The organism is Blautia fusiformis, from assembly GCF_020686995.1.
GTDB classification, from domain to species: Bacteria; Bacillota; Clostridia; order Lachnospirales; family Lachnospiraceae; genus Blautia_A; species Blautia_A fusiformis.
This window is the reverse complement of record NZ_JAJEPT010000010.1, coordinates 33,388-59,179: the sequence shown is the minus strand read 5'-3', so window position 1 is coordinate 59,179 and position 25,792 is coordinate 33,388. Positions and strand designations below refer to the sequence as shown.

Here is a 25,792-nt window from a genome sequence, read left to right as displayed (position 1 = left end):
CTCCTTACTTTATTGCTATTTTATCCTTTATCTTCTCATAGGTTCCTTCTTTGATGCCTGGTACATTCATGATATCCTCTGCTGAAGTAAAGGGACCGTTCTCTTCCCTGTAAGCGATGATCGCCAGGGCCTTGGACTCCCCTACACCTGTGAGAGTAGTAAGCTGGGATACATCAGCGGTGTTCAGATCGATCTTCTGCTCTGTGGAAGATGCAGTCTCGGCTTCACCGGAATTCTCTCCGGCGGATTTCTGTCCGCTCGCCGTTTCGGTACTGTTTTCTGCTGTGACTTCCGATCCATCCTGGGTAGCTGCGATCCGCTGGCTGTCCACCTCCGCCTGGGTAGGCACATAAACCTGCTGTCCATCGGAAAGTCCCTTAGCACGGTTGAGATAGCTTGCCGCAGCTTCCGGAAGATATCCTCCGGCCTGCTCGATAGCCTGAAAAACACGGCTGCCATATGGAAGCTCATAGACTCCCGGGCTGGTCACTGCTCCACATATATCTACATAAATGGTCTGAGGGGTGTCTGAGATCTCCGGCAGCTGTTTTTCAACCTCCGGAGCAGGTTCCTCCGCAGACTCATTCTGTTTCTTCTGTGATATATCTGCCGCAGCCCCTGCGGATGCCTTCCCGGATACTTCACTTTCCGTATCCTTCGGTTCTTCCTGCTCTGCATCCATTCCGGATGCTTCCGTACTTTCTTCCTGCACCAGTTCTTTCTCCAGAAATTCTGTTCCGTCATCCTTACAGCCTGTCAGCCCTGCCAGGATCTGTAACAAAAATATGGAAAAAACAAACCGAACACTTCTGATATGTGATCTTATTTTCATAGGTAGGCGGTCCACTCCTTTCCGCCGATGTGGCGGCAGGTGCCCCGTTACTCATGCAAAACCATACCTTATTTTAACGAAGTATTACAAATATTACAATACTTTTATTTCTATTTCCATTTGAAAATAACCACACCTGCAATACAGATCAGCATTCCCAACAGCTTTCTCCACTGAAAATCTGCTCTTTCCACACCGAAAATCCCCAGCAATTCTATAAGATAAGCCACCGCAAGCTGAGAAATGACAATAAGCATAACCGCCCGCGCAGGCCCCAGACTTCCCATACTCCGGATCACTGTGATAGTGATAAATGCACCGATCACTCCTCCGAGTAAATTATATTTATCCTCTACCTGCCACAGCATGCCGATACTTTCTCTGCCTGTAAAAAACCATGCTGCCACACAGACCAGAAATGCAGAAAACTGTACCCAGCCGGTTGAAACCCACAGACTGGTCTGTTTTGTTACATTTGTGTTAAATACCCCTTGAATACTCATCAGTACACCTGAGATCAGTGCTGACAAAAATCCCCACATAAAAATCCCTCCATATATACTCCATTTCCGGTATTACTGCTGGAAAAAGGCGCTGCATATTTCTGCAACGCCTTTACGGTTTCTTATAATTTAGTTTATGTGATTTTCCTGCAATTATACACACTGCTGCCCTGTTTTCTCATCCGCATAATATTTATATACATGATCACGAAACGCTCTTTATTCCGAAAAATACTTTCTGAGATATATCCTTCCGGAAAACGCAATATGCGGCATCTCATAAAAAATGGCTGTTTTCGGACAGATTGGACGATAGAGTGGGTCTGCCACAATGATCCTGGCTGTTTTCAGCTTTTCTTCCATGGCTTTCTCGCCACAGATGGCTTCATCTCCCTTGCGCAAAAGTCCCTCTGTGATCTCCAGCGGACAGAGTAGCTGAACCTTTTTTCCGTATTTCTGCTCTATGACTGCTGCCAAGGAGCCCATGGTAACCGGTTCTCCGATGATGGTAATGTCCGGTACGGAAAAAAATACCTCATCTTTGTCGGGCATTTCCCTGCTTTCTCCTGAAGGGTCAGATACTGCTGACAGACTGTTCCTTCCCTGAAAATAGATTACCTGCTCCGGAGTTACTTTCCACAGTTCCTCCTGTTTCCCTAAGATCTGCCCTCCGCTTTCCTCTTCGGAGTCATCCTTTTTATTTACCCACTCTCCACAGGATCTATCCGCGATCCGCTCAAGTGCATCTGAAATCTGTCCCTCATAGCCTTCCACAGGAGTCCCCACGAGAAATGGCGTACCGAATTTTTCTTTCAGCACATTGGCCGCCGGGATCCCCACAGAGGATACCACAAGGTTTACCGCTGCTTCGCCGGCACGGGACAAAGCTTCCAGCGTATCCCCCATAGCCCAGGTGGAAAGTATCTCCCAGCCATAGTTTTTCAGACGTTTTTTCATGGCATCTACTGCAGACTGCGGGCCAAGATCAAGGGGTGTTGCTCCAAGAAGATTTAATTTTCTGCTTCTCTTCTCTGTAGATCTTTCCGCAGATCCCGTCGGTACTTCTGAACACCTTCCTGTTTTCTCTGCTGCTCCTGTGAAATGTCCTGCGATTTCCGCCAGTGCCAGCCCTGCTCCGTATACATAGTCGTGCATGCCGCTAGTCGGAACCGAAAATACCGGAATTTCGGTCCTTGCTGTAAGTGCACGGGCCAGTCCCTGAAAATCTGTTCCGTTCATAAAGGGGATCGGTGAACTTGCAAGTGCAATAAATTTCGGTTTCAGCTCCTTTGCTGCCTCTTCGATATCTTGAAGAAATTTCTCATCATTTCCCATAATGGCATCGATATCCGTAAGACCTGAGATAAAGATCAGACTGTCCTGGTCGTACCACCGGATCTCATCATGGGTATTATAGGTAGAATTACAGCCGGAGGGATCATGCATCACTGTCATTCCTCCAAGCTCATACAATGCGGAGCAGACGCCGGACACATCTGCCGTGTAGATCGGTATGATCCGATATGCCTGTCTCATATGCAGCTTTCGCACCCCCATCCCTTTCGAACGATCAGATCCTCCGGAGCTTTTTCCTCATTAAATGCCTCCAGCATCAGCTGTGCAGTACGTCTGATCCCGTCAAAGCCCCAGAGCCCGCCGCCCTGTACCATATTGACAAAATTCCGGCTTCCAGTAAACCAGGCTGCTTTTTGTCCGACGGCAAGGAGTTTTCCGGAATGCTGCCGTGGCCGCACTCTCATCTCCGGGCGAACAGTCGAAATCAGCCTGAGTTCCGGATAATTCTCCTTCAGCCAGAAAAATACTTCTTTTTCTTCCGGGCTGATACTGTCCAGAAAAACGGACTGTACCTGAAATCCATGGGTAAGGAGAAGCTTTGCAAGTCCCAGAGGTCTTGGATGAAAAAGATAATCCACAGCTATGGGAGTGTCACCGATGATCTGGTGTGCATGGGAAAGAGCCTCCTCGCATTTTCGGATCTCCGTTTTGATATCCAGGCCATTTTTACCGCAGCTGTGCTGATCCAGCAGCTCCAGCAAATACTTTTCCTGCGTCTCTATCTCCTCATAGTCAAAGCTTCCGGGCAGGTATAAAAACGGCCTTCCAAGTCTCTCCGCCTGCTGCTGTACTCCGAATTTTCCTGCCGGATAACAGTTAAGAATCAGGCTTCCCTCTCCCAGGCTCTGATAATCCTCCCAGGTCTTACAGGCCGGTGCTTCCCGGAGACGGATTCCGTTCTTTTTCAGGATCCGGCAGATATCTGCACTCTCATCCAGAACAAAATCACTGCCCAGGACTGTGACACATTCCGGATCAGCTTTCCTCTCCGGTACTGCATCATACATGGCACGGCGCAGCTTCTGATCCGGAGTCGGACCTGTTTTCTGCATGACAGGATCCATAAAGCATCGCATAAAAAAGATCTCCGGAAATCTTTCTTCCAGTTCGCCGTAGATGCGGTCCAGATCACTTCCCAGAAAATGATGAAGACACACGGTAAAAAGCAAGACTGCCTTTGGCTTCTCATCCAGCCGGTTCAGAATGTCCGTCACTCCTTCAATGGTCACATCCTCCAGATTTCCGCCCAGAAGATCCTTTTCCTCCACGATCACAAAGGAAAAACGGTCTGCCGCATTCATCTCTGCGGCAGTCAGCACAACGCCACGCATGCAGTTATCCGCACAGACGTAGATCTGCCTTGCTTCCGGAACCAGCATTCCCGTATGTACGATATTCCAGTTTCCATGGACCGGTGAATTAAATTCCAGCCCCGGCTGAAAGGGAACCGGAAAAGAGGCTTCCTTTATAAATATTTCTGTTTTTCCCGAAAGCCCTCTGCTACCAACTCTTTTTAACATGGGCTTTCCTCCCTGCATGCACTCAGGATCTGCTCTGCCAGCATCCGGTACTCTTCTGCCATCTCGCTATCCGGATAGGCTTCCAGAAGAGTTTTTCCCCTGTTCTCTGCTTCCAGGACCAGCTCACTTCTGGAAAGCGTTCCCACTACCTGCGTATGAAAGTCCGCCGCCAGCGCCCGGACTTTTTCTTCCTCTCCCGGCACGTTCCGCCGGTTCAGGATCACGCCACCAAGGGACGCATATCCTCTGTTTCTGAAATTATCCACTGCCATGGCAATATTTGCCCCTGCATGGATGGCCATGTTTTCTCCGGAGGTGATGATAAATACCTTATCTGCATACCCCTTTCGCATGGGCATGGAGAATCCACCGCAGACAACATCTCCCAGTACGTCATAAAAAACAATGTCCGGTTTATAGGTCTCATAAGCTCCGTTTTCCTTAAGCTTCTCAAGAGCGGTAATGATACCTCTTCCCGCACATCCAAGCCCCGGTGCAGGACCGCCGGCTTCCACACAGACTACACCTCCATATCCGATCTGCACCATATCCGTAAGCTTCAGCTCCTGGCGTTTTTCGTTATACAGTTCCAGCACAGTGGGAACTTTTTTTCCATGCCTGAGAAGGATCGTGGAATCTGCTTTTGGATCACAGCCGATCTGCATCACTTTCATTCCTTTTTCCGCAAGGGTAGCTGCCACATTGGAAACCGTAGTAGACTTTCCGATGCCGCCCTTTCCGTATACCGCAACTTTTATCATTTTCTGTCCTCCGCTTTTGTGATCACATTGGAATATGCCGTTTTGGCGGAAACTCCACTGAGGCGGCCGATCTTTCCGGATAAGGAGCTGATCACATCTTGTGGTGCGTCAATGGCAATACTGATGATATTGATGCCTTTCTCCCGGTAAGGGATCCCCATTCTCCCGATAATATATTTTCCCGCTTCGTGAAGGAAACGGTTGATATCATCGATCACATCATTGTTTTCCACAATGATCGAAATCAATGCCACTCTTGTCTCCATAAGATCTGACTCTCCTTTCCGATATTATCAGCAGATCCTCGGCAGAAGCTCTCCTCCCGGCTGCGGAAGAAGTGCCTGAGTTCCGATCTCCGTAGTCATGACAACTTTTCCGGGCTGTTCTTCAGTAACTTCACCGATAATGGCTGCATCCCTGGAATAAGGACATTTACGCAGTGCTTCCACGATCCTTCCTGCCTCTTCCTTTGGTGCCATGATCACCATACGTCCCTCACATGCCAGATAAAGCGGCTCCAGGCCAAGCATGCCGCAGACACCCTTTACCTCCGGAGCTACCGGAACAGCTGCTGCATCCAGGCGGATTCCTACATTACTCTGTCCTGCGATCTCATAAAGAACCGTTCCGACACCACCTCTTGTGGCATCACGGATCACATGAATGTTATGGGTGGCATCCAGCACTTCTTTTACGGCTCCCCACAGCGGTGCGCAGTCACTTGTCACATCTGCGTCAATGCCGAAATCCTCTCTTGCCAGAAGAATGGTGCATCCATGTCTTCCCACATCACCGGTTACAATAATGGCATCTCCCGGTTTTGCCAGCTCACCGCCTACCTGAACGCCCTCCCGGATCTCACCCATTCCGGTTGTTGTGATAAACACACCGTCAACCTGGCCTTTTCCTGCCACCTTAGTATCTCCGGAAACGATGCGCACTCCGGCTTCTTTTGCTGTTTTTTCCATGGCGGCGGCGATCTCCTCCAGCTTCTCCATGGGAAAACCCTCCTCGATGACAAAAGCGCAGGTAAGATACATCGGTTTTGCTCCCATACAGGCAAGGTCATTAACTGTTCCGCAGATGGAAAGCTTGCCGATATTTCCCCCCTGAAAGAATGCCGGAGAAACAATAAATCCATCGGTGGATACTGCCATTTTTCCTGCAGGCGGAACCAGCACTGCCGCATCATCGGCTGTGAGATCCGGGTTTGCAAAATGCGCTTTGAATACTTCATCGATCAGTTCTGAGGTTTGACGGCCTCCGGCACCGTGTGCCATGGTCACTGTTTTATTTTCCATAATATTATCTTCTTTCTATGCTGGGTCAAAGGAATTTCATATCGGTTTCATCCTGTCAGATCTTCCGGATACGATCCTTCGTTTGTACTATATGTAATGTATCATATTTCGCAGTCCATTAAAGCGGACATCAGTTTCCGTACATAAAATATGCGGAACATGCTCCTTCATTGGATACCATACAGGCACCTACCGGATGCTGCGGGGTACAGACCTTTCCGAATACCTTACAATCTGATGGCCTGCATTTTCCCTGAAGCACATCCCCACAGCGACAGGCCGGATTTGGCCTGCCCTGGATCGGCGGCACTGCATATTTTTTTCTGGCATCAAAGGCTTCCCACTCCTTCCGGAGCACCAGGCCGGACCCCGGGATCACACCCAGACCGCGCCATTCGGAATCACAGGGCTCCATCAGTTCTTCGATCAGCTTCTGTGCCTCCGGGCTTCCCTCACTTTTTACCACACGGGGATAGCAGTTCACAAAGAACGGTTTTCCTTCCTGAAAACGTACCAGTGCAACAGCCAGTGCCGTAAGCAGCTCCTTCGCTGTAAAGCCTGCCACCACACCACTGATACCTTCCTCTGCCAGCTGCTCACAGAGCGCAGTTCCTGTGATCGCATTGACATGTCCCGGATAAAGGAACACATCCGCACTGCCCTTTAATGCCTGATAAGCCTGGGGCATGGTCTTGTTTGCCACAAGGAGCGAATAATTGGAAAGTCCGTCCTCTCCGGCCTTTTTCACGGAAAGACAGCCGGCAGGCGTGGTGGTCTCAAAGCCAACGGAAAGAAATACCACCTGCTCTTTTGGATGCTCTTTCGCATATTTTTCTGCATCTGCCGGTGAATAGACGATCCGTATCCTGGCGCCTTCTGCCCTGGCATCTGCAAGGCTTTTCTTTGTTCCCGGTACGCGGACAAGATCACCGAATGTGCAGATCGTCACCTGTTTTTCCAGAGCAAGATAAACGGCCTCGTCAATAAACCCTACCGGTGTTACACAGACCGGACATCCCGGTCCTGAGATCAGCTCCACCTGCGGCGGCAGAAGCTTGCGGATCCCCAGACGGAAGATCTCGTGGGTATGTGTTCCGCAGACCTCCATGATCCGCACCGGCGGCCCCTGATATCCTTCTATGATCTCTCTTGCTGTTTTTTTCCTCTCTTCCATCACAGCAGTTCCTCCATCAGCTGATCTGTCTCTTCCTCGTCATCATCGGTGATCTTTGCAATGGCAACACCTGCATGCACCATCACATAATCCCCCGGCTCCAGGTCTCCCAAGAGCTGGGCGGAAACCTCTCTCTTTGCGCCGCCTGCATCCACCACTGCTGTTCCGTCACTGATCTTTACTACTTTTGCTGATAATCCTACACACATATCTGTGCCTCCCATCCTGCATTTCTGCTGTATGCTCCATGCGTTATCATAAAACATTTTTGATCCGTATCTGCATGATCTCGTCTATATTTATCTGTGCCGCTGCACATAAGCCATCCCATACACCGCCTGTCCCAGTGCGATCCCTCCGTCATTCGGCGGGATCAGGCTGTGCTTCAGAACTTTAAACCCCATTTCCGTAAGGCCGTCATCTACCAGCTCCAGAAGCAGCCGGTTCTGAAAGACACCGCCACTTAATGCCACTTTCCGGATTCCGGTCTGCCGTTCTGCTTCCCCACAGGCTGCAAGGATCTCATCTGCCAGTGCCCGGTGAAATCCATAAGCCAGCTTCCCGGGATCCTCTCCTGCAAGCCTTGCCCGGACCAGATATGCAACGATCTCACCTGTATTTAAAATAAATTTTCGTTCATCTTCAGACGCTTCTGAGATGCCTGTGCTTTCCGGAATGTCTTCCTTTTCTGACATCCGTATCTTCAGATTTTCTTCCGGATTTTTCTTCTGCATCTCCCGCTGCTTTCTCCAGGCCTCCGCCGCAAATTCCAGTGCTGTGGACGCTTCTCCCTCAAAGGTAGACGCTCTCCGGATCCCCAGGATCGCACTGACTCCGTCAAAAAGTCTTCCTGCACTGGTGGAAGTCACGGCATTGATCTTCCGCTGTGCCATAGTCACCAGTACCTTTGCTTCCTGATCTGTGCAAAGTCCCAGTTTACGGACAGTGTCCAGGGTTTTTTCCAGATTTCCCATATTCTGCCAGATCAGGGAAACGGCGATCCGCCAGCCTTCTTTTGCGGAAATATCTCCGCCAACCTGGACAAAGGGTTCTATACTTCCAAGCCTTGTAAATCCCTGCCAGTCTGCAACCAGGAGCTCTCCGCCCCAGATGGTTCCATCGGTTCCATAGCCTGTTCCGTCAAAGGAAACCCCTATCACCTTTTCTTCGCAGTCATTTTCTGCCATGCAGGATAAAATGTGTGCATAATGATGCTGCACCCTCAGAACCGGAAGCCCTAGCTCCTCTGCCACCACTGTGGAATTATATTTAGGGTGAAGATCACAGACCACTACCTCCGGCTGCACCTCCAGAAGTGTTTCCAGCCGCCCGATCGTTTCCTTCAGGGCTTTTACCGTTCGAAGATCCTCCAGATCTCCCACATAAGGGGAAGGATAAAAACGGTTATCCACACCAATGCAGAAGGTGTTCTTAAGTTCTCCACCTGCTGCGATCACCTGGCCCTTCCAGGGTGTGGAGACCATAAACGGAAGAGGCGCATACCCGCGGGAACGGCGGATCATATAGGGTTCACCCTTATAGAAATCCATCACCGAATCGTCGGCCCGGATACGTATCTTCCTGTTGTGGGAAAGAATGCAGTCACAGAGATAGGAAAGCTCCTCTGCCGCCTCCTCATCATCTCTGCAGATCGGCGCCCCAGAAGTATTTCCGCTGGTCATTACCAGAAGCCCAGGCATCCGGATCCCATCATCGTAATGAAAAAGAAGCAGCTGAACCGGTGCATAGGGAAGCATGACACCCACCTTGGGATTCCCAGGTGCAATGCTCTCACAAAGCCCCGTTTCTCCCGGCAGCTTATCCAACAGCAGGATCGGCTTCTGATGACCGGTAAGGATCTTCTCCTGTTCCTCGCTGACCTTACAGATCTTCTTCACAGCTTCCATATCCTGTGCCATCACTGCAAAAGGCTTCCCCGGACGCCGTTTCCGCTGCCGCAGCCGCTGTACTGCCTCCTCACTGGTAGCATCACAGCAAAGGTGAAAACCACCGATCCCTTTGATGGCCACGATCCCGCCGGAAGCAATGATCTTCCTTGTATAAGTGATAGCCTCCCGTCCCCGTTCCTCTCTTCCCGCCAGGTATACCTCAGGGCCGCAGTCATTACAGCACACCGGCTGGGCATCATAGCGTCTGGTATCCGGGTTATGGTACTCATCCGCACAGGAGGGACACATGGGAAATTCCTTCATACTGGTCCGTTCACGGTCATAAGGAAGCGAATCCAGGATCGTCAGTCTCGGACCGCAGCAGGTACAGTTGATAAAGGGATGCAGATACCGCCTGTTTTCCGGATCAAACATCTCCGCCTTACATTCATCGCAGATCGCGATATCCGGGGAGACAAAGATTTCCCCCTTTGTCTTCTCACTTTCGATGATATCAAACTGTGTAAATTTCTCCGGCTCCTCCACCGGTTCTTCAAGAAGCTTCAGGATAGCTGCACGCTTCGGTGGCTTATTCCCGATATCTGCGATAAAGGCATCCACATCCTGCTGCTTACCCTGAGCAAAAATCTCCACATAGGGTCCTTTATTGGACACACTGCCACGGATTCCTCTTGCCATAGCATGACGACTCACCGTAGGGCGAAATCCCACTCCCTGTACGATCCCGTAAACACGGATCATTTTCGTAATTTCCCGCTCCATATGTTTCTCCATTCCCTGCAGCTGTTTCCACTGATCCGGCTGCAGCATGCATGTAACTTTATGTCCTGCCCTTATGGTCTACCTGCATTTTCCGGATACTGCAAAATGCACTGTATCCACAAACACTCCTGAAAAAGCCTTTGTCATCCGCTTCATACATGGATCTGCAAAGATCACGTCATATCCGCCCTTCTCTGCCAGTTCCATGTAATCTTCCTCATCCCTTAATGACACATCGCCCTCCTCCAGGAGATCTTTTTCCATGGAAAACCAGCTTGCCACGGTGAGCTCTCCGTCCGCACCACGTTTCCGTAGCTCCTCTCTTATGGAACCGGCCATCACCTGCTGCTGCACGATGAGAATCTTTTTTCCTGTATAATCCATATCAGGAACCAGCTCTTCCGCCAGAGGATATCCCACCTCATAAGGTGTTCCGAAGGTTTTCTCCAGATATCTGGCACATTCCAGTGCCGCAGGAGAAACCACAATATTTTTTTCCGCAGAGGAGGCTTTTTTTACCTCATCAAGCCCGTCTCCCATTCCATAGCAGACTGCTCTCTGTCCTCTGGCACGGAATTTTTCACGGATCTTGTCTGCTGCTTTCAGGTCACTGACATCCTGAGGTGTCATTCCGAGAACTCCTGTCTTACCAGCCTCCACAGGCTGCTTTTCCCGGGCAAAGGCTTTAAAAAGCTCCAGATAAGCCTTCCGCTCTCCCGCATCATAAAGCTCCATTCCGTTGGTATTTACTGCAAGCACCGGAAGATCTGTTTTCTTCTCGCACATCCGCCGCAGTGCCTGATGATCCGTTCCGATCACAGCAGGTACCGGTGTTCCGATAATGGCTGCAAAGCCTGCCTCCACCTTTTCTGCTACATCCACAAGCTTGGCAACCAGGCGGTCATCCCGTCCCAGGATGGCATCCATATCCCGAAGTCCTGCGCTGAATACCGCGCTTTTCTGTTCAAACCATCTTGGTTCATCAAAGCCGCAGACATTTCCCGCACATCCTCCTGCATCACAGATCACGATGATCCCGCCAAGCTCATACAGCACTGACACAGCTCCGGACTGATCCGGTGCAAAGGGTGTCAGATATTTCCGAAGTCCTCTCATACCTTTTCTCCCTTCTGCAAAACTTTCTCTGTCAGTGTCTCAAACAGCCTGCGTACCCCTGCATAGCCATAGGGCTGCCGGTCCTGATTCCACACGGCATTTGGCTGATCCCGGTGATAATATCCTGCATCCTTTCCTATGGTAAGGTTCACTCCGCTCCCGGACGGATCGTAATACAGCATGGTGGGTTCCATATTGGAAAAAACCTTTGTATCCGGACTCAATTCCGCAAGATGCCGTATGTATACAAAATTCTCGGCTGTGATAGTTCCGTAGATCTCCGGCACCCGGAAACCATACCGCACCAGGGCAAGGGCCAGCTCAAAGGGATCTCCATTCATGCACTCCCCTACTGCAAAGGACGCATCCGGACAGACCTCCCGGAATCGCTCCACAGCCTCTTCTGCTGCTTTTTTATACACTTCCTGATCAAAAGAGACTCCAAGAACCTGTCCCAAGGCACGATACTGATTTTCGATCTTATCTGTCTGGTAGAGCCTCCGAAGCTCAATAAAAGGAATCTTCAGCCGGTCATGAAAATCCTCCGCTGCAAACCTTGCTTCCGGATGAAGCACCAGATTAAAATTGGCCTGTGACATGGTCTGATATTCTTCATAATCCTTACATCTTGAGATCTCATGGATGGTCTTTACGCCTGCCTGCTGCAGCAGCTCATACATCTCGCAGTCATCAACCAGCGGCGAAAAAAATCCCAGAAGATTGACCACATTTCCCTTTTTCTTCTGTGGCTCAAGGAGGGAGTATAAGGACTGGCGCACATGGACCATAGGCGGCTTTCTGCCCTCACGTGTCAGTGCGTACATGTAACAGGGACGCACCGGAATATCCACCTTTTCCTCTGCCTTCCGGCAGACACGTTCCATATCCGTTCCCAGAAGTGCATCCACACAGGTGATACAGATCATCACCACAGACGGCTTCTTCTCACAGCAGTCGCAGATCTCTTTTACCGCTTTCGGGATCTTTTTCAGGTGACGGCCTGTAACAATATCCGTCTCGTCCATCATCAGATAAAAAAATCGATCATTGTACTCCGGCATGGAGCTGATAAGAGAAGTATTTCTTCCGCAGCATCCCGGTGCCACGATCAGCATAATGGAATCCGGCACTGCAAGCCCGGCTCTTTTTACGCCAAAGCCCTCCGCTCCCGGAGAGTTAAATGCCAGAGTTGCCGGAGAGCTATAGATCAGATGCTTCCCGGAGATCATCTGCGGAGGGATCGTTTCCAGCCCGCCCCGGGCCAGTTCTTCTGCAGTTGCAAAATATGCTTCCTTTTTCATATATCCTCCTTCTCCGTTTCTTCACTTTCCAATAGCTTCCTGGCCAGTGCAAAAAATTTCTCACTGATCTCAGAATTCTCATCTCCCTCGATCACCGTTTTGCCCTGATCCTCCCATCGGATGATCTCGTCACTTCTCGGGATCTCACCCACGACCGGAATATTATTTTTTTCTGCAAAAGCATTTACTTTTTCCGTTTCATTCTCCACATTCCTGTGATTCAGCACGATCCCGAAGATCCTCGCATAGCTTCGATCCTCAAAATTCCGCACAGCACTGGAAATATTATTGGCTGCATAGAGTGCCATTTTCTCTCCGGATGTGACAATGAGTACTTTTTCCGCATAGCCCTCCCGGATCGGTGCCGCAAAACCGCCGCATACTACATCTCCAAGAACATCGTAAAGCACTACATCCGGCTTCCAGGTCTCAAAAAGCTTCAGATCCTCCAGAAGCTGAAAGGTTGCGATGATACCTCTGCCTGCACAGCCAAGTCCCGGCGTGGGGCCGCCGGTCTCAATGCAGAGGACTCCACCAAAACCCTCCTTTGAAATATCCTCCAGCTTTTCCGGCTCCTCATCCTCTTCCCGCATATAATTCATTACCGGCCGCAGAGGTTCTCCCCCAAGAAGATTGATGGTGGAATCCGCCTTGGGATCACAACCGATCTGGATCACTCTCTTCCCCATGGCTGCAAAAGCCGCCGCCAGGTTGGACGTCACTGTAGACTTTCCGATACCGCCCTTTCCGTATACTGCTACCTTCAGCATAAAATCCTCCCTAATTCATTCTGTCCGCTCCCGCAGGTATTTTTCATAAAAAAAGCTCTTTCACGCACAAGGTGAAAGAGTCCCGTATTCCGCTCACAAAACAAAGTCAAACGGATATTCGCGATCCGCATTTGCTGCTTGTTCATAACCGAATAACGGCTTCGCAGCTGATTCGGTTAAGCTGTGCCGGATGAACAACGATTCCTGCTCGGATATTCCTTGCCGTCAAAGTCTGTTTCCTGCTGTATTTTGTTTTAATGCCTCATCCGGATAGAAAGAAAATATTTCGTTCCGTCTGAATTTTTCTGTTTTTATTATACAATGGTGTACATTAGTGAGTCAATTGCAACTCTGACTTTTTATGCAAAAAAAGGCCCCCAGGCGAAATATTTTTAAGCATTTCGCCGAGAAGTCTTTTCTCTGATCTGCCGGCTCAGAAGCCGCGGCAAAGTTATTCTTATGATAAAGCTTTACTGGATAGAAACTACGTGATATCCTCTGTCTTCCACTACCTTCTTAAGCTCTTCGTTGGAGATCTCTCTGTCGTAGGAAACCACTGCCTCACCTTTTTTCAGGCTTACTTTTGCTGCCGCACCGTCAATGCGGTTGATCGCTCTTGTGACGCTGGCCACACAGTTCTCACAGTGCATGCCTGTGATCTTCATGGTTTTCTCACCCAGCTTGGTTCCATCCAGCTTCTTCTTCGGGATCTCCGGCTTGCTGCCGCCTCCGCAGCAGGCGCCTTCGCCCTTCAGATGTTTATATGCGCCTTTTCCGGCAAACAGCATAATGATGATAACAACGATGACAACAATTGCATTTGCCATGATTTCTTTCCCTCCTGGTTACTTATGCATTCCACTGCAGCCGGAGCAGCCGGAACAATGACCGGAGCAGCTGCCGCCACAGCCTCCTGTACGTGTGTTACCGGCACAGCCGACACAGCTGAGCCCCTGTTTCTTTCTTGAATAGAGATAACTGATCACAAATACGCCATATGCGATCACCAGTGCCAGTACAATAATATCCGCTATCATACTCATATCTGTCACCCTTTCTTTCGCTGCACAGCCTGTAAACTGCTGCCAGCCTCTGATGAATACTTTTGTAAAAAAACTTCCATATTTCTTCAGGCTTATTATAGCACAGAAGACCAGGTATTTACATCCCCGGTCTCCTGCATTTCTTATCATTTCAGCTGTTCTTACAGCATCATTTCAAAGCTATCATATGTACCGGATCGTTACTGTATGACCGGTTTTCAATTACTCTGCTGCCTGTACAGATCTCTTTGTAACATCGTTCTGGTTCTTGTACGGATCTGGTCTGAACAGAAGGAAGAGCAGGATCGCTGCAAGGATCAGCGCTACGATCGTTCCAATTCCGAAGGAACCGGCACCTGTAACAACAAGACCGATCTGGTATACACAAAGTGTTACAACATAAGCAAAAATGTTCTGGAAGAGAATTGCAAACCAGAACCATTTTCTGGACTGCATCTCATGTGCCATTGTAGAAATAGCTGCAAGGCACGGAGAATCAAGCAGGTTGAACAGCAGGAAAGAAAATGCTGCTACTGCTGTCGGGAACCATGCTTTGATCGCTGCACCAACGATCATGGTATCCTCTGCATCATCACCAGCTACGTTTGCAAGAACACCCATTGTACTTACGATGGACTCTTTTGCGGAGAATCCAGAGATGGAGGCTGCAACCGGCTGCCATTTGCCAAATCCAAGAGGAGCAAAGATCGGAGCAAGGATACCGCCAAGGATAGCCATGATACTGTCGTTGCTGTCCTCAACAAATCCGATTCCGCTTCCTGTATTTCCGATGCTGGAAAGGATCCACATGATAACGGTTGCAAGGAAAAGAATGGTACCGGCTTTGATGATGAAGCCTTTCAGTCTCTCCCAAACGTGAAGCAGAACTGTCTTTACAGACGGAATGTGATACTGTGGAAGCTCCATTACGAACGGAGCAGGTTTACCGGAGAACGGTTTTGTTTTCTTCAGGATGATCGCAGCTACAAGAACTGCTACAACACCGATGAAGTACATCAGTGGTGTAATGAAACCAGCAGCTACATAGTCACCGGTTGCATAAGCTGTCATGATACCACCCATAAGAGCGATAACAGGAAGCTTGGCACCACATGGGATAAATGTCGCTGTCATGATCGTCAGACGACGGTCATTATCTGCCTCGATCGTTTTGGAAGCCATGATTCCAGGGATTCCACAGCCGGAGGAGATAAGAAGCGGGATAAAGCTCTTTCCGGAAAGTCCGAAATGACGGAATACACGGTCCATGACGAATGCGATACGAACCATGTAACCGCAGTCCTCAAGGATGGAAAGGAACAGGAACAGGATTGCCATCTGCGGAACGAATCCAAGCACTGCACCAAGACCACCGATGATACCATCTGATACAAGGCTTACCAGCCAATCCGCAACGCCGGCATTGCCGAGTCCATCCGATACAACACCCTGGATGGTTCCCACAAAGCTGTCGTTCGTCCAGTCTGTTACCATGGTACCAACTGTTGTTACCGATACATAATAAACGATAAACATGGTAAGGATAAAGATCGGAAGACCGAGAATACGGTTTGTTACGATACGGTCGATCTTATCGGAAACTGTCATCTTATTTCCGCTTCTCTTAACGTTTGCAGAAACAACCTTCTGGATGTACTGATATCTTCCATCCGTTACGATACTCTCTGTATCATCATCCTCTGCCTTCTCAAGGCCAGAAGCAATCTCCTCGATCCTGGACTGTGCAGAAGCCGGAAGGTTCAGACCTTCTTTTACCTTGCTGTCTCTCTCAAGAAGCTTTACTGCATACCATCTCTTGTTCTCCTCAGCGATGTTTGCAGGAACAAATCCCTCGATCTCATTTACAGCTTTTTCTACTGCTTTCGGAAATTCCATCTGCTTCGATGGTACTCTGTGCTGGTTCGCACATTTGATTGCCTCATCAACAACCTCTTTAAGGCCTGTTCCTTTAAGAGCAGAGGTCTCAACGATCGGGCATCCAAGCGCGGAGCTTAAGCCTTTTACATTGATATGGATGTTGTTCTTTTTCAGAAGATCCACCATATTAAGAGCGATAACAACCGGGATACCGATCTCAAGAAGCTGGGTTGCAAGATACAGGTTTCTCTCGATGTTTGTTGCATCCACAAGATCGATGATCACATCCGGTTTCTCTTTCAGAAGATAATCACGGCTGACAACCTCCTCAAGTGTATACGGGGAAAGTGAATAGATACCCGGAAGGTCTGTTACCGTTACATCCTTCTGGTTTTTCAGCTTACCCTCTTTTTTCTCTACAGTAACACCTGGCCAGTTACCAACGTACTGGTTTGCGCCTGTAAGAGCATTGAACATTGTAGTCTTACCACAGTTCGGGTTTCCGGCAAGAGCTATTGTTACAGACATTTTGCATCCTCCTTTTTTCAGGTCAGAGCCTGACGCTCTGTCATTTTTCGAAGCTTATTTACTTTACTTCCACACATGCTGCGTCATGCTTACGCAGGGAAAGCTCATAACCTCTGATGGTGATCTCAACCGGATCTCCAAGAGGAGCTACCTTTCGGATATAAACCTCGCTGCCTTTTGTGATTCCCATATCCATGATACGGCGCTTGTAAGCCGGGTCGCCGGTGATCTTGGAAACAACTACTGTAGAACCTACTGCTGCATCACGTAAAGTCATTTCTCTTTTCCTCCCTGTTCATATTCCAATTCCTAATCTATCCTCAACTGCGCCTTCCGCAGTTTGGGGCAAATCCACTACCGGTCACTGCCGCACAGTCCGGTCACACCATAATGTGTCTGGCCATTTCCTTATTGACTGCTACTCTGGAATCCTTGACATTTACGATCAGATTGCCGTCAAACTGAGAAATAACTGTCACTTCCGCATTCTCAACAAAACCAAGGCCTGCAAGAAATCTTCTTGTATCCTCCGCTCCGGAAATACGCTTAATCGTGCCAGTATCACCTGACTGTAAAAATAAAATCGGCTGCATGGAATCCCTCCGTTTCTTTCTATTAATTAACTCAGTCTAATTAGTCAGCCCTAACTCATAGGTTAGTTTATACTAAGTTTTTTCGAATGTCAATCCCCTAAATGAAAAAAGTTAATCAAGATTAAGTTTTTATAAACAACATATAAAAAAAGTTCCTGCATTCTGAAGTACTTCTGGCTGGCAGAAGGTTACCTCTCCTTTGCAGGAACTCTGTTCTGATTCTTTTTCTGTTTGCAGCCTGTTAAGCTAAAATCCCCTTCGGAACTTTTTCTTTCTTCCAGGCTGCTCATATTTTTATCTCTCAGTGGATCTGATCATCTAGCAGTTTCAGGATCAGATTCTCTGTTTCATTGATTCCGTAGCTTGCACTGTTGATACAAAGATCATAATTATCCGGCTTGCCCCACTGAGCTCCGCCGTAAAAATTGTAATACCGTCTGTGCTGGCTATCCATCTTCTTCAGGAAACGGACTGCCTGCTTCATATTCATCTTCCTCACATCCATAACATGCTGCACACGGATAGCAAAAGGAGCTGTGATAAACAGACTGATATGCGGAATGTGATTGTTCTTGAGGATCGCATCCGCACACCTTCCCATAATGATGCAGTCCTCTTTTGAGGCCAGATCGCAGATCAGGTCACTCATGTTAAAGAATACCGCATCCTGTTTCGGAAGACCATGGTAACGGTTGAATTCCCGGAACCAGCCCTTGGGATCAAATTTATGCTTCTTCTCATATTTATTGAAATCCGCAAAATATTCCGCATCGTTGACAGCGCCCTTTTCCGCCTCAAGACGCCTTAATACCTGATCAAAGATCTCCACATCATAATAGTTGATCCGAAGCTTGTCTGCCAGTCCGAAACCGATATCATTACCGGCACTTCCCTGTGTACGGCTGATGCAGATGACCAGATGGTCATTCTCAGAGATTTTTTCCCTGTGCTTGATCATATGATTCAGCGCCACACGTTCCTTATCCATGATATCCGTAGCAACAAAAGTCTCCGGCAGCGTCAGGATCTCCTGAAAGATCTCATCATATTTCTTCATGAGACGGCTTTTTTCTTCTTTATCCTTGATGGTCCTGGCCATGTTGCTGATCAGTGCCATCTCGCTTCGAAGAAGATGTCCGTCCGGTTTGGTATACATCAGAGCACTTAAGTTCCGGATAGTGCCTTCTCTGTCACCGGTGAAGGTACGTCCAAGGGAAGATCCTACGCTTTCATAAACCTCGCCATCCAGTTCATAAAGTCTGGTGGCAAGCTCTCTGCATTTCTCTCGAATGTTATTATCCTGCATATTGATCCTCCTCCCTTATAAAAAGAATACCAGCATATCGATGATGAACACCGGTACCAGGAAACAAATGGACCATGCCATATATCCGAAGAAGGACGGCATGTTGATACCATTTTCGTCAGAAAGTGTCTTGACCATAAAGTTCGGAGCATTGCCGATATATGTATTGGCGCCCATAAATACAGCACCGCAGGAAATCGCAGAAAGCAGCTTTACAGGAACCGTTCCCAGCGTTGTTGCGATTCCGTTTGTAAATCCAAGAGTTCCTGCTGTTGTCAGAAATACCAGATAGGTCGGCGTATTATCCAGGAAGCTGGACAAAGCTCCGGTCGCCCAGAACATCTGGTACGGCTCGGTGATACCAAGATTCGGTCCTACTGCTTTCAGAAGCATCAGAGCCGGCTGCATGGTGATAAAAATACCGATGAAAAGTACTGCAACCTCCTTGATCGCACCCCAGGTAAAATGGTTCCGCACACGGATCCTCTTATCCGTTGTCTTAAAGGACAAAAATGCAGCTGCCAGGATCAGGACGATCTCAATGATCGACGGGAAACTTAAAGTAACCTCACCGAAAATATGAATCCCCTTTACATTTCCGGCTGCATCCTGGAATACAGGCATACCTGGAAGCATTCCGCTTAAGATAACACCCACAACGATCATCACAAGGAAGATGATATTATGAAGACCCTCGATCTTAAACTCGGTACCCGGTTTGCTGATATCCGGTTTACGTCCCTCTGCGATATCCTTCTTGTAAGAGCGCATATCCAGATGATAGAACACAAACAGAAGAATCACCATATTAAGGATCAGTACCGGAAAAAGATGAAGGCTCCAGAAGAACGGAACTCCTCGCATGAAGCCCATCAGAAGCGGCGGATCACCGATCGGTGTCAGGCAGCCACCCATGTTGGATACCATAAAGATGAAAAAGATCATAATATGACCTTTTCTTTTTCTCCAGGAATTCATTTTGATCACCGGACGGACCATCAGCATGCTGGCTCCGGTAGTTCCGATGCAGCTGGAAAGCAGGGTTCCCAGTGCAAGAAGTCCTACATTTACTCTTGGTGAGCCCGCAAAATCACCCTCAACTGTAATGTTACCGGATACACAGAACAGTCCGAATAACAGGATGATAAATGTAAGATAGTCATTGATCACGCACTCCAGTACTGTTTCCGCAGTTTTTCCGGCACCGTAAACAACTGCAAACGGAATGATCATAAGAACGATCCAGAATGCAACTACAACGGGCTGATGTGACTCCCACCACTCACCCTTTACCAGCGGCATCACTGCAACACACAGAAGAAGACCCGCAAAAGGGATACAAAGCCACACCGGCACACCAGATCCTGTCCCACCGTTTCCGGCTGCCCATACACCCACAGGACATGCCAGAAATACTGTCAGAAAAGTACACATGACGGTTAATAATTTTTTCAAAATTTTCACCCCTCACATAAATTTTTTTACCAGTGAAATTATAACATATGGCGTTCTAAAATCAACTGTGTAGATGTGCAATTTATACTCAAACCTTCGCGCTTTTTTGTACATTTTGTCGGTGTGTCATAGCAGTTTTTGTTTGTTTTCAAACACACGACCAGATTTTCGGATATTGTTTTCTATATCTGTTATATAATTTATATATATTGTCTCTCTGACAAAAAAGCAGCCGTATTCTCCATCGGTACACTGCCCTTTCCGGAAAATACTGCTGCTTTTGTATCTGTTATTTTTTTATTATTCCATACACTCGTCAAGGATCTCTGCCATCTTGTCGATATCCTCTTTTGTGATCACAAGAGGAGGAACAAGGCGGAGAACATCACTTCCTGCTGAGATCACCAGAAGGCCTTTTGCAAGAGCTTTTTTCACCACGTCTCCTACCGGACGTCCCTTGATCACGATACCCTGCATGAAGCCTTTGCCTCTTCTTGTTTCTGCACAGTCATGCTTTGCAACCAGTTCGTCCAGCTTCTCCTCAAAATACGGAGTAAGTCCCTGCACATGGGAAAGGATCTGATCTTTTTCAAAAATGTCAAATACCTTGCTGACTGCTGCACATACGAAGGGATTTCCGCCGTAAGTGGTTCCGTGGTCGCCTGGCTTCAGGGAAGCTGCAGCTGCTTTTTTGTTCAGCACAAAAGCCCCTACCGGAACACCACAGCCAAGTGCTTTGGCACAGGTCATGATATCCGGCTGTACTCCATATGCCTGCCATGCAAAATAATGTCCGGTACGTCCCATACCGCACTGGATCTCGTCCAGGATCAGGATGATATCCTGCTCATCACAAAGCTTACGTAAGCCTTCCAGGAACTCTTTTGTAGCCGGATAAATACCGCCTTCTCCCTGTACGGTCTCGGTGATGATGGCACAGGTCTTATCTGTGATCTGAGCCTTTACACTCTCAAGATCATTGAAATCTGCAAATTTCACCCCACCCATCAGCGGCTCAAAGGGTTCTCTGTAATGTGCATTGCCTGTCACGGAAAGAGCGCCGATGCTGCGGCCGTGGAAGGAATGGTTCATGGCAATGATCTCATGGTCTGCATGGCCATCTCTTTCGTAGGCATATTTCTTGGCAGCCTTCAGAGCACCCTCAATGGCCTCTGTACCACTGTTTGTGAAGAAAGCCTTTTCCATATGGCTTGCCTGTACAAGTCTGGCTCCTGCATCAATGATCGGCTCATTGTAGTACAGGTTGGAAATATGCATCAGCTTGTCGATCTGGGATTTCAATGCTTCGTCATAGCCCGGATAATGATATCCCAGGGCATTTACAGCGATACCTGCCGCAAAATCCAGATATTCCTTTCCTTCGGAATCATAGAGGTAACAGCCCTCACCTTTTTCAAAAACTACCGGAAAACGGTTATATGTATGAAGAATACTGGCTTCAGATTCTTCCATCTGTTCATTCATGCTCATTGTAATATTTCTCCCCATCATCTTTTAAAATTGCAGTACCAATACCTTTGTTTGTAAATATCTCAAGCAGTAAGCTGTGCGGGATCCTTCCATCCAGGATATGGACTCTGTTTACACCATGCTCGATAGCGTCAATACAGTTTTTCAGCTTCGGGATCATACCGCCGCCCACAGTACCATCTGAGATCAGGTTCTCAGCCTCATCTACACGAAGCTCGGAGATCAGAGTGGAGGGATCATCTGCCTCTCTGTAAACACCCTCGATGTCAGACAGGAAGGCCAGCTTCTCTGCCTCAACTGCCTCTGCAATGGCGCAGGCTGCATCATCCGCATTGATATTGTAGGAATCAAAATTTTCGTCAAAGCCGATCGGGAATACGATCGGAAGGAAATCTCTTTCCAGAAGGTCCTGGAGGATCTTCGGATTAACCTTTGTAACCTCACCTACGTAGCCGATGTCTTCGCCTTTGGAAAGCTTTTTTTTGCACTGGAGAAGACCGCCGTCCTTGCCGCTGACACCTACAGCCTGTACGCCGAGAGATTCTACCAGAGTAACAAGCTCCTTGTTTACTTTTGCAAGAACCATCTCTGCGATCTCCATAGTGTCTTTATCCGTTACACGGAGACCGTTTACAAAATGCGGCTCCATGCCGACTTTGCCGACCCAGCGGCTGATTTCCTTGCCGCCGCCGTGAACAATGATCGGTTTGAAACCGACTAATTTCAGAAGGACTGCGTCCTTGATGACGTTACGCTTTAATTCTTCATCAAGCATGGCGCTTCCGCCGTATTTGATGACTACGATCTTGCGGTTGAACCGCTGGATATATGGCAGGGCTTCTATGAGCACCTCTGCTTTGTCAAGATATTTCTGATTTACCATGTGGGTGTCTCCTTTTTTTGAAAAATGATATGGATTGAAAAAGGTTTTGTTGTTGTATGTTGGAGGGATTTCTTTTTTATTATAATTTTGTCTCAGCTGACAGCTGTGGATTTGCGAGGAGGGGAGGCACTCGGAGTTCCGAAGGCCGTTTCCCCTCCTCGCGCTCCTCCCCTCCGGCCACGGGGAACGGGCTGTTGCCCGCGTTGCGGGCAAAGCGCCTGCTGCGGACAGGCTGTCGCAGACAGCCGCTTCCGACGCGCTTTCGCCGAAGGCGAATAGCTCGTCAGTCTGCCTTCGGCGACTGACGTTTAACCCGACATAACTTCCAGGCTCCCGCTCTGAGGGTTCTCACGTTCGTCACTCAGTTTTCATCGACTGAAGTTCAACACGCCTCAACTTCCAGGTTCCCGCACTGCGGGTTCTCACGTTCGTCACTCAGTCTTCGTCAACTACACCTCAACACGCCTCAACTTCCGGGCTCCCGCACTGCGGGTTCTCACGTTCGTCACCCAGTCTTCGTCGACTGAAGTTCTACATGCCACAGCCAAGCGTGCCCAACGGAGGGGGTTCTTAGGGGGAGCGTGCGGGCTTCGCAACTTTGAGCTCGCTCCCCCTAAGGGTTTTCTCAGCTTACAAACTGAAACAAAACTACAACCAAAATCCACCCATAAAAACCATTCTACAGAGTTCTTACATCAAGAACGATAATCCGCATTGATCTTTATGTAATCATAGGTGAGGTCGCATCCCCACGCAGTTGCGGATGCATCTCCCATCTTCATATCCGCGATGGCTGTCACTGCCTCTTCAGAGAGGATCTTAGTTGCTTCCTCTTCGCTGTAGCCTGTAGAAACTCCATTTTCAATGATCTTGATCTTTCCTGCTTTGCTCTCAAAGTAGAGATCTACCTTTTCCGGATCGAACTGGACGCCGGAGTAGCCGAGGGCGCAGAGGATTCTTCCCCAGTTTGCGTCGTGGCCGTAGATGGCTGCCTTTGTTAAGGAAGAGGTTACTACGGATTTACTTAAGGTTACGGCTTCTGCCTTGGTGGCTGCGCCGATAACCTTGACCTCGAAGAGTGCAGTTGCGCCTTCTCCGTCACCTGCGATCTTTTTGGCAAGGGTTGTGTTTACGTAGTTAAGAGCCTTTTTGAACTCTTCATAATCTGCGTTTTTCTCTGTGATCTTCGGATTGCCGGCCTGTCCGTTTGCAAGGAGGAGGACGGTGTCGTTTGTGGAGGTATCTCCGTCAACGGATACCATGTTGTAGGTGTCCTTGATATCCTCGCTGAGTGCTTCCTGAAGAAGCTCCTTTGAGATATCCACATCACTGGTGATAAATCCAAGCATCGTGCACATATTGGGGTGGATCATTCCGGAGCCCTTGCACATACCGCCTACCGTTACGGTTTTTCCACCGATCTCGATCTCTACCGCTGCCTCTTTCTTCTCGGTATCTGTTGTCATGATGGCTTTTGCTGCCTCAAGGCCTGCCTCGCGGCTTCCCTCAAGCTTCGGTGCCATGGCTTTTACTCCGTTTGCGATACGGTCGATCGGAAGCTGCATTCCAATGACACCGGTGGATGCTACCAGTACGCTGTCTTCCGGGATCCCAAGGCTTTCGGATGCTGCCTTGGCGGTTTCCCTGCAATAGCCGAATCCTTCCTCACCGGTACATGCGTTGGCGATTCCGCTGTTGCAGATCACAGCTCTTGCACCCGGGTGATTATATACAATGTCCTGATCCCATCTTACAGGAGCTGCTTTTACCACATTGGTCGTGAAGGTTCCTGCAGCCACACAGGGAACCTCACTGAATACCATGGCCATATCGGTACGGCCTTTATATTTGATCTCTGCTGCAGTTGACGCTGCCTTAAAACCTTTTGCGGCTGTAACGCCGCCGTCGATGATCTTCATATTATATATCTCCTCTCAATGGTGATGCCAGATCGAATATCGCAGTTCATTCGTTTAAAGTCCTTCGGCATCCCCCCATATTTTATTTGTGATCTGCCTGTTTTACGGACACATCGGAATCTGTTTCAGTCCTTCGTTCTCGTCAAATCCAAACATCAGGTTCATGTTCTGAACAGCCTGTCCTGCTGCACCCTTTACCAGGTTGTCGATAGCGCCCATCATGATGACTCTCTTTGTTCTCGGATCGATCTTGAAGTTCACGTCCACAAAATTGCTGCCTTCTACATTTCTTGTCTGCGGGCATACATCCTTGTTCAGGACACGTACAAAGAACTCGTCTTTATAATATTTGTCATAGGCTGCTTTTACTTCCTCGTAGGTAACATCCTTGGTCAGGGAGGCATATGCTGTTACCAGGATTCCACGGTTCATCGGAACAAGATGCGGGGTAAAGTTGATCATCACTTCCTGTCCGCATGCATATCCAAGCTGATCCTCGATCTCCGGTGTATGTCTGTGTGTGGCAACACCGTAAGCTTTGATGCTCTCGTTTACCTCACAGTAGAGATTCGGAACCTTGGCTCCTCTTCCTGCTCCGGAGGTTCCGGACTTGGCATCAATGATAATGGTATTCGGATCAATGAGGCCTTCCTTTAACAGCGGATAAATAGACAGTGTGGAGCATGTCGGATAGCATCCCGGGTTGGCGATCAGCCTTGCATTCTTAATATCCTCACGGTTGATCTCGCAGAGGCCATAAACAGCTTCCTCGATAAACTGCGGAGCCTTATGCTCGATTCCGTACCACTTCTCATATTTTTTCACATCTTTAATACGGAAATCTGCGCTTAAGTCGATCACCTTACATTTGGAAAGGATTTCTTCATTAATAAGGGATGCACAAAGGCCCTGTGGTGTTGCGGTAAAGATTACATCCACCTCATCTGCAAGTGCAGCCATGTTGTCATCCATACATTTGGCATCCACCAGCCTGAAAAAATTCTGATAAATATCTGCATACTGCTGATCTATGTAGCTTCGGGAGCCGAACCATTTGATCTCAACGTCCTTGTGTCCAAGAAGAAGTCTTACGATCTCATTTCCTGCGTATCCTGTCGCACCGATAATTCCTGCTTTAATCATCTTTCACATTCCTCCTCTGCCGTTTTCCTACGGCTTAATACACCCTGCAGAAGCGCTTGCTATTCTTATTTATGCCTCTTTTTTATGTCTTCTGATATCTGAATCTTCTGCACAGGTCAGACGGACATCTTAAACCTGTCTGTACTGCCAGCTCATATGTCCATCTTATCAATGGATAGATTATACATCTTCTCTGCATATTATGCAATAGTCATTTTCTTTGATTTTTCACGGTCTTTTCTGTTTT

The 25,792-nt window shown here is 48.5% G+C and carries 24 protein-coding genes; all 24 read right to left on the bottom strand.

The genetic code is table 11. The features are described from left to right. Positions 1-4 precede the first annotated feature (4 nt). On the bottom strand, positions 5-832 hold the full coding sequence (locus tag LKD46_RS09895) for a ComEA family DNA-binding protein (protein WP_110103332.1): 828 nt from the start codon (positions 830-832) through the stop codon (positions 5-7). 110 nt (positions 833-942) lie between these two features. Continuing rightward, complete coding sequence (locus LKD46_RS09890) at positions 943-1,374, bottom strand: DMT family transporter (protein ID WP_110103331.1); 432 nt, start codon at positions 1,372-1,374, stop codon at positions 943-945. Between the two features lie 180 nt (positions 1,375-1,554). Further along, positions 1,555-2,871 (bottom strand): nitrogenase component 1, encoded by a 1,317-nt coding sequence (locus LKD46_RS09885; protein WP_110103330.1) that lies wholly within the window; start codon positions 2,869-2,871, stop codon positions 1,555-1,557. Then, the gene (locus LKD46_RS09880; RefSeq protein WP_227574088.1) at positions 2,868-4,211 is read right to left on the bottom strand and encodes a nitrogenase component 1; all 1,344 of its coding nucleotides are present in this window, start codon (positions 4,209-4,211) and stop codon (positions 2,868-2,870) included. Before LKD46_RS09880 ends, LKD46_RS09885 begins: the two co-directional genes overlap by 4 nt. Further along, on the bottom strand, positions 4,205-4,972 hold the full coding sequence (locus LKD46_RS09875) for a nucleotide-binding protein (RefSeq protein WP_227574087.1): 768 nt from the start codon (positions 4,970-4,972) through the stop codon (positions 4,205-4,207). The genes LKD46_RS09880 and LKD46_RS09875 overlap by 7 nt, the downstream gene beginning before the upstream one ends. Beyond that, the gene (locus tag LKD46_RS09870; protein ID WP_015525986.1) at positions 4,969-5,238 is read right to left on the bottom strand and encodes a TM1266 family iron-only hydrogenase system putative regulator; all 270 of its coding nucleotides are present in this window, start codon (positions 5,236-5,238) and stop codon (positions 4,969-4,971) included. The genes LKD46_RS09875 and LKD46_RS09870 overlap by 4 nt, the downstream gene beginning before the upstream one ends. Positions 5,239-5,265: 27 nt before the next feature. Then, complete coding sequence (hypE, locus tag LKD46_RS09865; protein ID WP_227574086.1) at positions 5,266-6,273, bottom strand: hydrogenase expression/formation protein HypE; 1,008 nt, start codon at positions 6,271-6,273, stop codon at positions 5,266-5,268. A 130-nt stretch (positions 6,274-6,403) separates the two neighbouring features. Next, entirely contained in the window at positions 6,404-7,447 is a 1,044-nt protein-coding gene (hypD, locus tag LKD46_RS09860; protein ID WP_015525988.1) for a hydrogenase formation protein HypD, read from the bottom strand. Then, a complete protein-coding gene (locus LKD46_RS09855) occupies positions 7,447-7,656 on the bottom strand; it encodes a HypC/HybG/HupF family hydrogenase formation chaperone (protein ID WP_022426401.1) in 210 nt (69 codons plus the stop codon). Before LKD46_RS09855 ends, hypD begins: the two co-directional genes overlap by 1 nt. A gap of 90 nt (positions 7,657-7,746) precedes the next feature. Further along, positions 7,747-10,119, bottom strand: coding sequence for a carbamoyltransferase HypF (hypF, locus tag LKD46_RS09850; RefSeq protein WP_118368627.1), 2,373 nt, complete (start codon positions 10,117-10,119; stop codon positions 7,747-7,749). A 78-nt stretch (positions 10,120-10,197) separates the two neighbouring features. Continuing rightward, entirely contained in the window at positions 10,198-11,235 is a 1,038-nt protein-coding gene (locus LKD46_RS09845; protein ID WP_118368616.1) for a nitrogenase component 1, read from the bottom strand. After that, complete coding sequence (locus tag LKD46_RS09840) at positions 11,232-12,536, bottom strand: nitrogenase component 1 (RefSeq protein ID WP_022426398.1); 1,305 nt, start codon at positions 12,534-12,536, stop codon at positions 11,232-11,234. The genes LKD46_RS09845 and LKD46_RS09840 overlap by 4 nt, the downstream gene beginning before the upstream one ends. Beyond that, positions 12,533-13,306 carry a nucleotide-binding protein gene (locus tag LKD46_RS09835; RefSeq protein WP_118368617.1) on the bottom strand — a complete coding sequence of 258 codons (774 nt, stop codon included), beginning with the start codon at positions 13,304-13,306 and terminating at the stop codon, positions 12,533-12,535. Before LKD46_RS09835 ends, LKD46_RS09840 begins: the two co-directional genes overlap by 4 nt. A gap of 470 nt (positions 13,307-13,776) precedes the next feature. Then, positions 13,777-14,133 (bottom strand): heavy-metal-associated domain-containing protein, encoded by a 357-nt coding sequence (locus LKD46_RS09830; protein ID WP_021651583.1) that lies wholly within the window; start codon positions 14,131-14,133, stop codon positions 13,777-13,779. 18 nt (positions 14,134-14,151) lie between these two features. Then, a complete protein-coding gene (locus LKD46_RS09825; RefSeq protein WP_227574085.1) occupies positions 14,152-14,499 on the bottom strand; it encodes a FeoB-associated Cys-rich membrane protein in 348 nt (115 codons plus the stop codon). Between the two features lie 72 nt (positions 14,500-14,571). Beyond that, entirely contained in the window at positions 14,572-16,755 is a 2,184-nt protein-coding gene (gene feoB, locus LKD46_RS09820) for a ferrous iron transport protein B (RefSeq protein WP_022426397.1), read from the bottom strand. A 58-nt stretch (positions 16,756-16,813) separates the two neighbouring features. After that, positions 16,814-17,032 carry a FeoA family protein gene (locus LKD46_RS09815; protein ID WP_015525998.1) on the bottom strand — a complete coding sequence of 73 codons (219 nt, stop codon included), beginning with the start codon at positions 17,030-17,032 and terminating at the stop codon, positions 16,814-16,816. Between the two features lie 103 nt (positions 17,033-17,135). Further along, positions 17,136-17,348, bottom strand: a complete 213-nt coding sequence (locus LKD46_RS09810; RefSeq protein ID WP_015525999.1) for a FeoA family protein — start codon at positions 17,346-17,348, stop codon at positions 17,136-17,138. A gap of 301 nt (positions 17,349-17,649) precedes the next feature. Further along, positions 17,650-18,654 (bottom strand): cytidylate kinase-like family protein, encoded by a 1,005-nt coding sequence (locus LKD46_RS09805; RefSeq protein ID WP_059086793.1) that lies wholly within the window; start codon positions 18,652-18,654, stop codon positions 17,650-17,652. 15 nt (positions 18,655-18,669) lie between these two features. Beyond that, on the bottom strand, positions 18,670-20,109 hold the full coding sequence (locus tag LKD46_RS09800) for a sodium:proton antiporter (RefSeq protein ID WP_114002193.1): 1,440 nt from the start codon (positions 20,107-20,109) through the stop codon (positions 18,670-18,672). Positions 20,110-20,409: 300 nt separating this feature from the next. Then, the gene (locus tag LKD46_RS09795; RefSeq protein ID WP_118623556.1) at positions 20,410-21,600 is read right to left on the bottom strand and encodes an aspartate aminotransferase family protein; all 1,191 of its coding nucleotides are present in this window, start codon (positions 21,598-21,600) and stop codon (positions 20,410-20,412) included. Then, entirely contained in the window at positions 21,587-22,483 is an 897-nt protein-coding gene (argB, locus tag LKD46_RS09790; protein ID WP_118513195.1) for an acetylglutamate kinase, read from the bottom strand. Before argB ends, LKD46_RS09795 begins: the two co-directional genes overlap by 14 nt. 695 nt (positions 22,484-23,178) lie before the next feature. Continuing rightward, entirely contained in the window at positions 23,179-24,402 is a 1,224-nt protein-coding gene (gene argJ, locus LKD46_RS09785; RefSeq protein WP_021650304.1) for a bifunctional glutamate N-acetyltransferase/amino-acid acetyltransferase ArgJ, read from the bottom strand. A gap of 102 nt (positions 24,403-24,504) precedes the next feature. Next, positions 24,505-25,545 carry an N-acetyl-gamma-glutamyl-phosphate reductase gene (gene argC / locus LKD46_RS09780; RefSeq protein ID WP_015526006.1) on the bottom strand — a complete coding sequence of 347 codons (1,041 nt, stop codon included), beginning with the start codon at positions 25,543-25,545 and terminating at the stop codon, positions 24,505-24,507. Positions 25,546-25,792: the final 247 nt, after the last annotated feature.

Coding starts and splice junctions, on each gene's coding strand:
- LKD46_RS09895 (WP_110103332.1), bottom strand. CDS start 832: ATGAAAATAAGATCACATATCAGAAGTGTTCGGTTTGTTTTTTCCATA.
- LKD46_RS09890 (WP_110103331.1), bottom strand. CDS start 1,374: ATGTGGGGATTTTTGTCAGCACTGATCTCAGGTGTACTGATGAGTATT.
- LKD46_RS09885 (WP_110103330.1), bottom strand. CDS start 2,871: ATGAGACAGGCATATCGGATCATACCGATCTACACGGCAGATGTGTCC.
- LKD46_RS09880 (WP_227574088.1), bottom strand. CDS start 4,211: ATGTTAAAAAGAGTTGGTAGCAGAGGGCTTTCGGGAAAAACAGAAATA.
- LKD46_RS09875 (WP_227574087.1), bottom strand. CDS start 4,972: ATGATAAAAGTTGCGGTATACGGAAAGGGCGGCATCGGAAAGTCTACT.
- LKD46_RS09870 (WP_015525986.1), bottom strand. CDS start 5,238: ATGGAGACAAGAGTGGCATTGATTTCGATCATTGTGGAAAACAATGAT.
- hypE (WP_227574086.1), bottom strand. CDS start 6,273: ATGGAAAATAAAACAGTGACCATGGCACACGGTGCCGGAGGCCGTCAA.
- hypD (WP_015525988.1), bottom strand. CDS start 7,447: ATGGAAGAGAGGAAAAAAACAGCAAGAGAGATCATAGAAGGATATCAG.
- LKD46_RS09855 (WP_022426401.1), bottom strand. CDS start 7,656: ATGTGTGTAGGATTATCAGCAAAAGTAGTAAAGATCAGTGACGGAACA.
- hypF (WP_118368627.1), bottom strand. CDS start 10,119: ATGGAGCGGGAAATTACGAAAATGATCCGTGTTTACGGGATCGTACAG.
- LKD46_RS09845 (WP_118368616.1), bottom strand. CDS start 11,235: ATGAGAGGACTTCGGAAATATCTGACACCCTTTGCACCGGATCAGTCC.
- LKD46_RS09840 (WP_022426398.1), bottom strand. CDS start 12,536: ATGAAAAAGGAAGCATATTTTGCAACTGCAGAAGAACTGGCCCGGGGC.
- LKD46_RS09835 (WP_118368617.1), bottom strand. CDS start 13,306: ATGCTGAAGGTAGCAGTATACGGAAAGGGCGGTATCGGAAAGTCTACA.
- LKD46_RS09830 (WP_021651583.1), bottom strand. CDS start 14,133: ATGGCAAATGCAATTGTTGTCATCGTTGTTATCATCATTATGCTGTTT.
- LKD46_RS09825 (WP_227574085.1), bottom strand. CDS start 14,499: ATGATAAGAAATGCAGGAGACCGGGGATGTAAATACCTGGTCTTCTGT.
- feoB (WP_022426397.1), bottom strand. CDS start 16,755: ATGTCTGTAACAATAGCTCTTGCCGGAAACCCGAACTGTGGTAAGACT.
- LKD46_RS09815 (WP_015525998.1), bottom strand. CDS start 17,032: ATGACTTTACGTGATGCAGCAGTAGGTTCTACAGTAGTTGTTTCCAAG.
- LKD46_RS09810 (WP_015525999.1), bottom strand. CDS start 17,348: ATGCAGCCGATTTTATTTTTACAGTCAGGTGATACTGGCACGATTAAG.
- LKD46_RS09805 (WP_059086793.1), bottom strand. CDS start 18,654: ATGCAGGATAATAACATTCGAGAGAAATGCAGAGAGCTTGCCACCAGA.
- LKD46_RS09795 (WP_118623556.1), bottom strand. CDS start 21,600: ATGAGCATGAATGAACAGATGGAAGAATCTGAAGCCAGTATTCTTCAT.
- argB (WP_118513195.1), bottom strand. CDS start 22,483: ATGGTAAATCAGAAATATCTTGACAAAGCAGAGGTGCTCATAGAAGCC.
- argJ (WP_021650304.1), bottom strand. CDS start 24,402: ATGAAGATCATCGACGGCGGCGTTACAGCCGCAAAAGGTTTTAAGGCA.
- argC (WP_015526006.1), bottom strand. CDS start 25,545: ATGATTAAAGCAGGAATTATCGGTGCGACAGGATACGCAGGAAATGAG.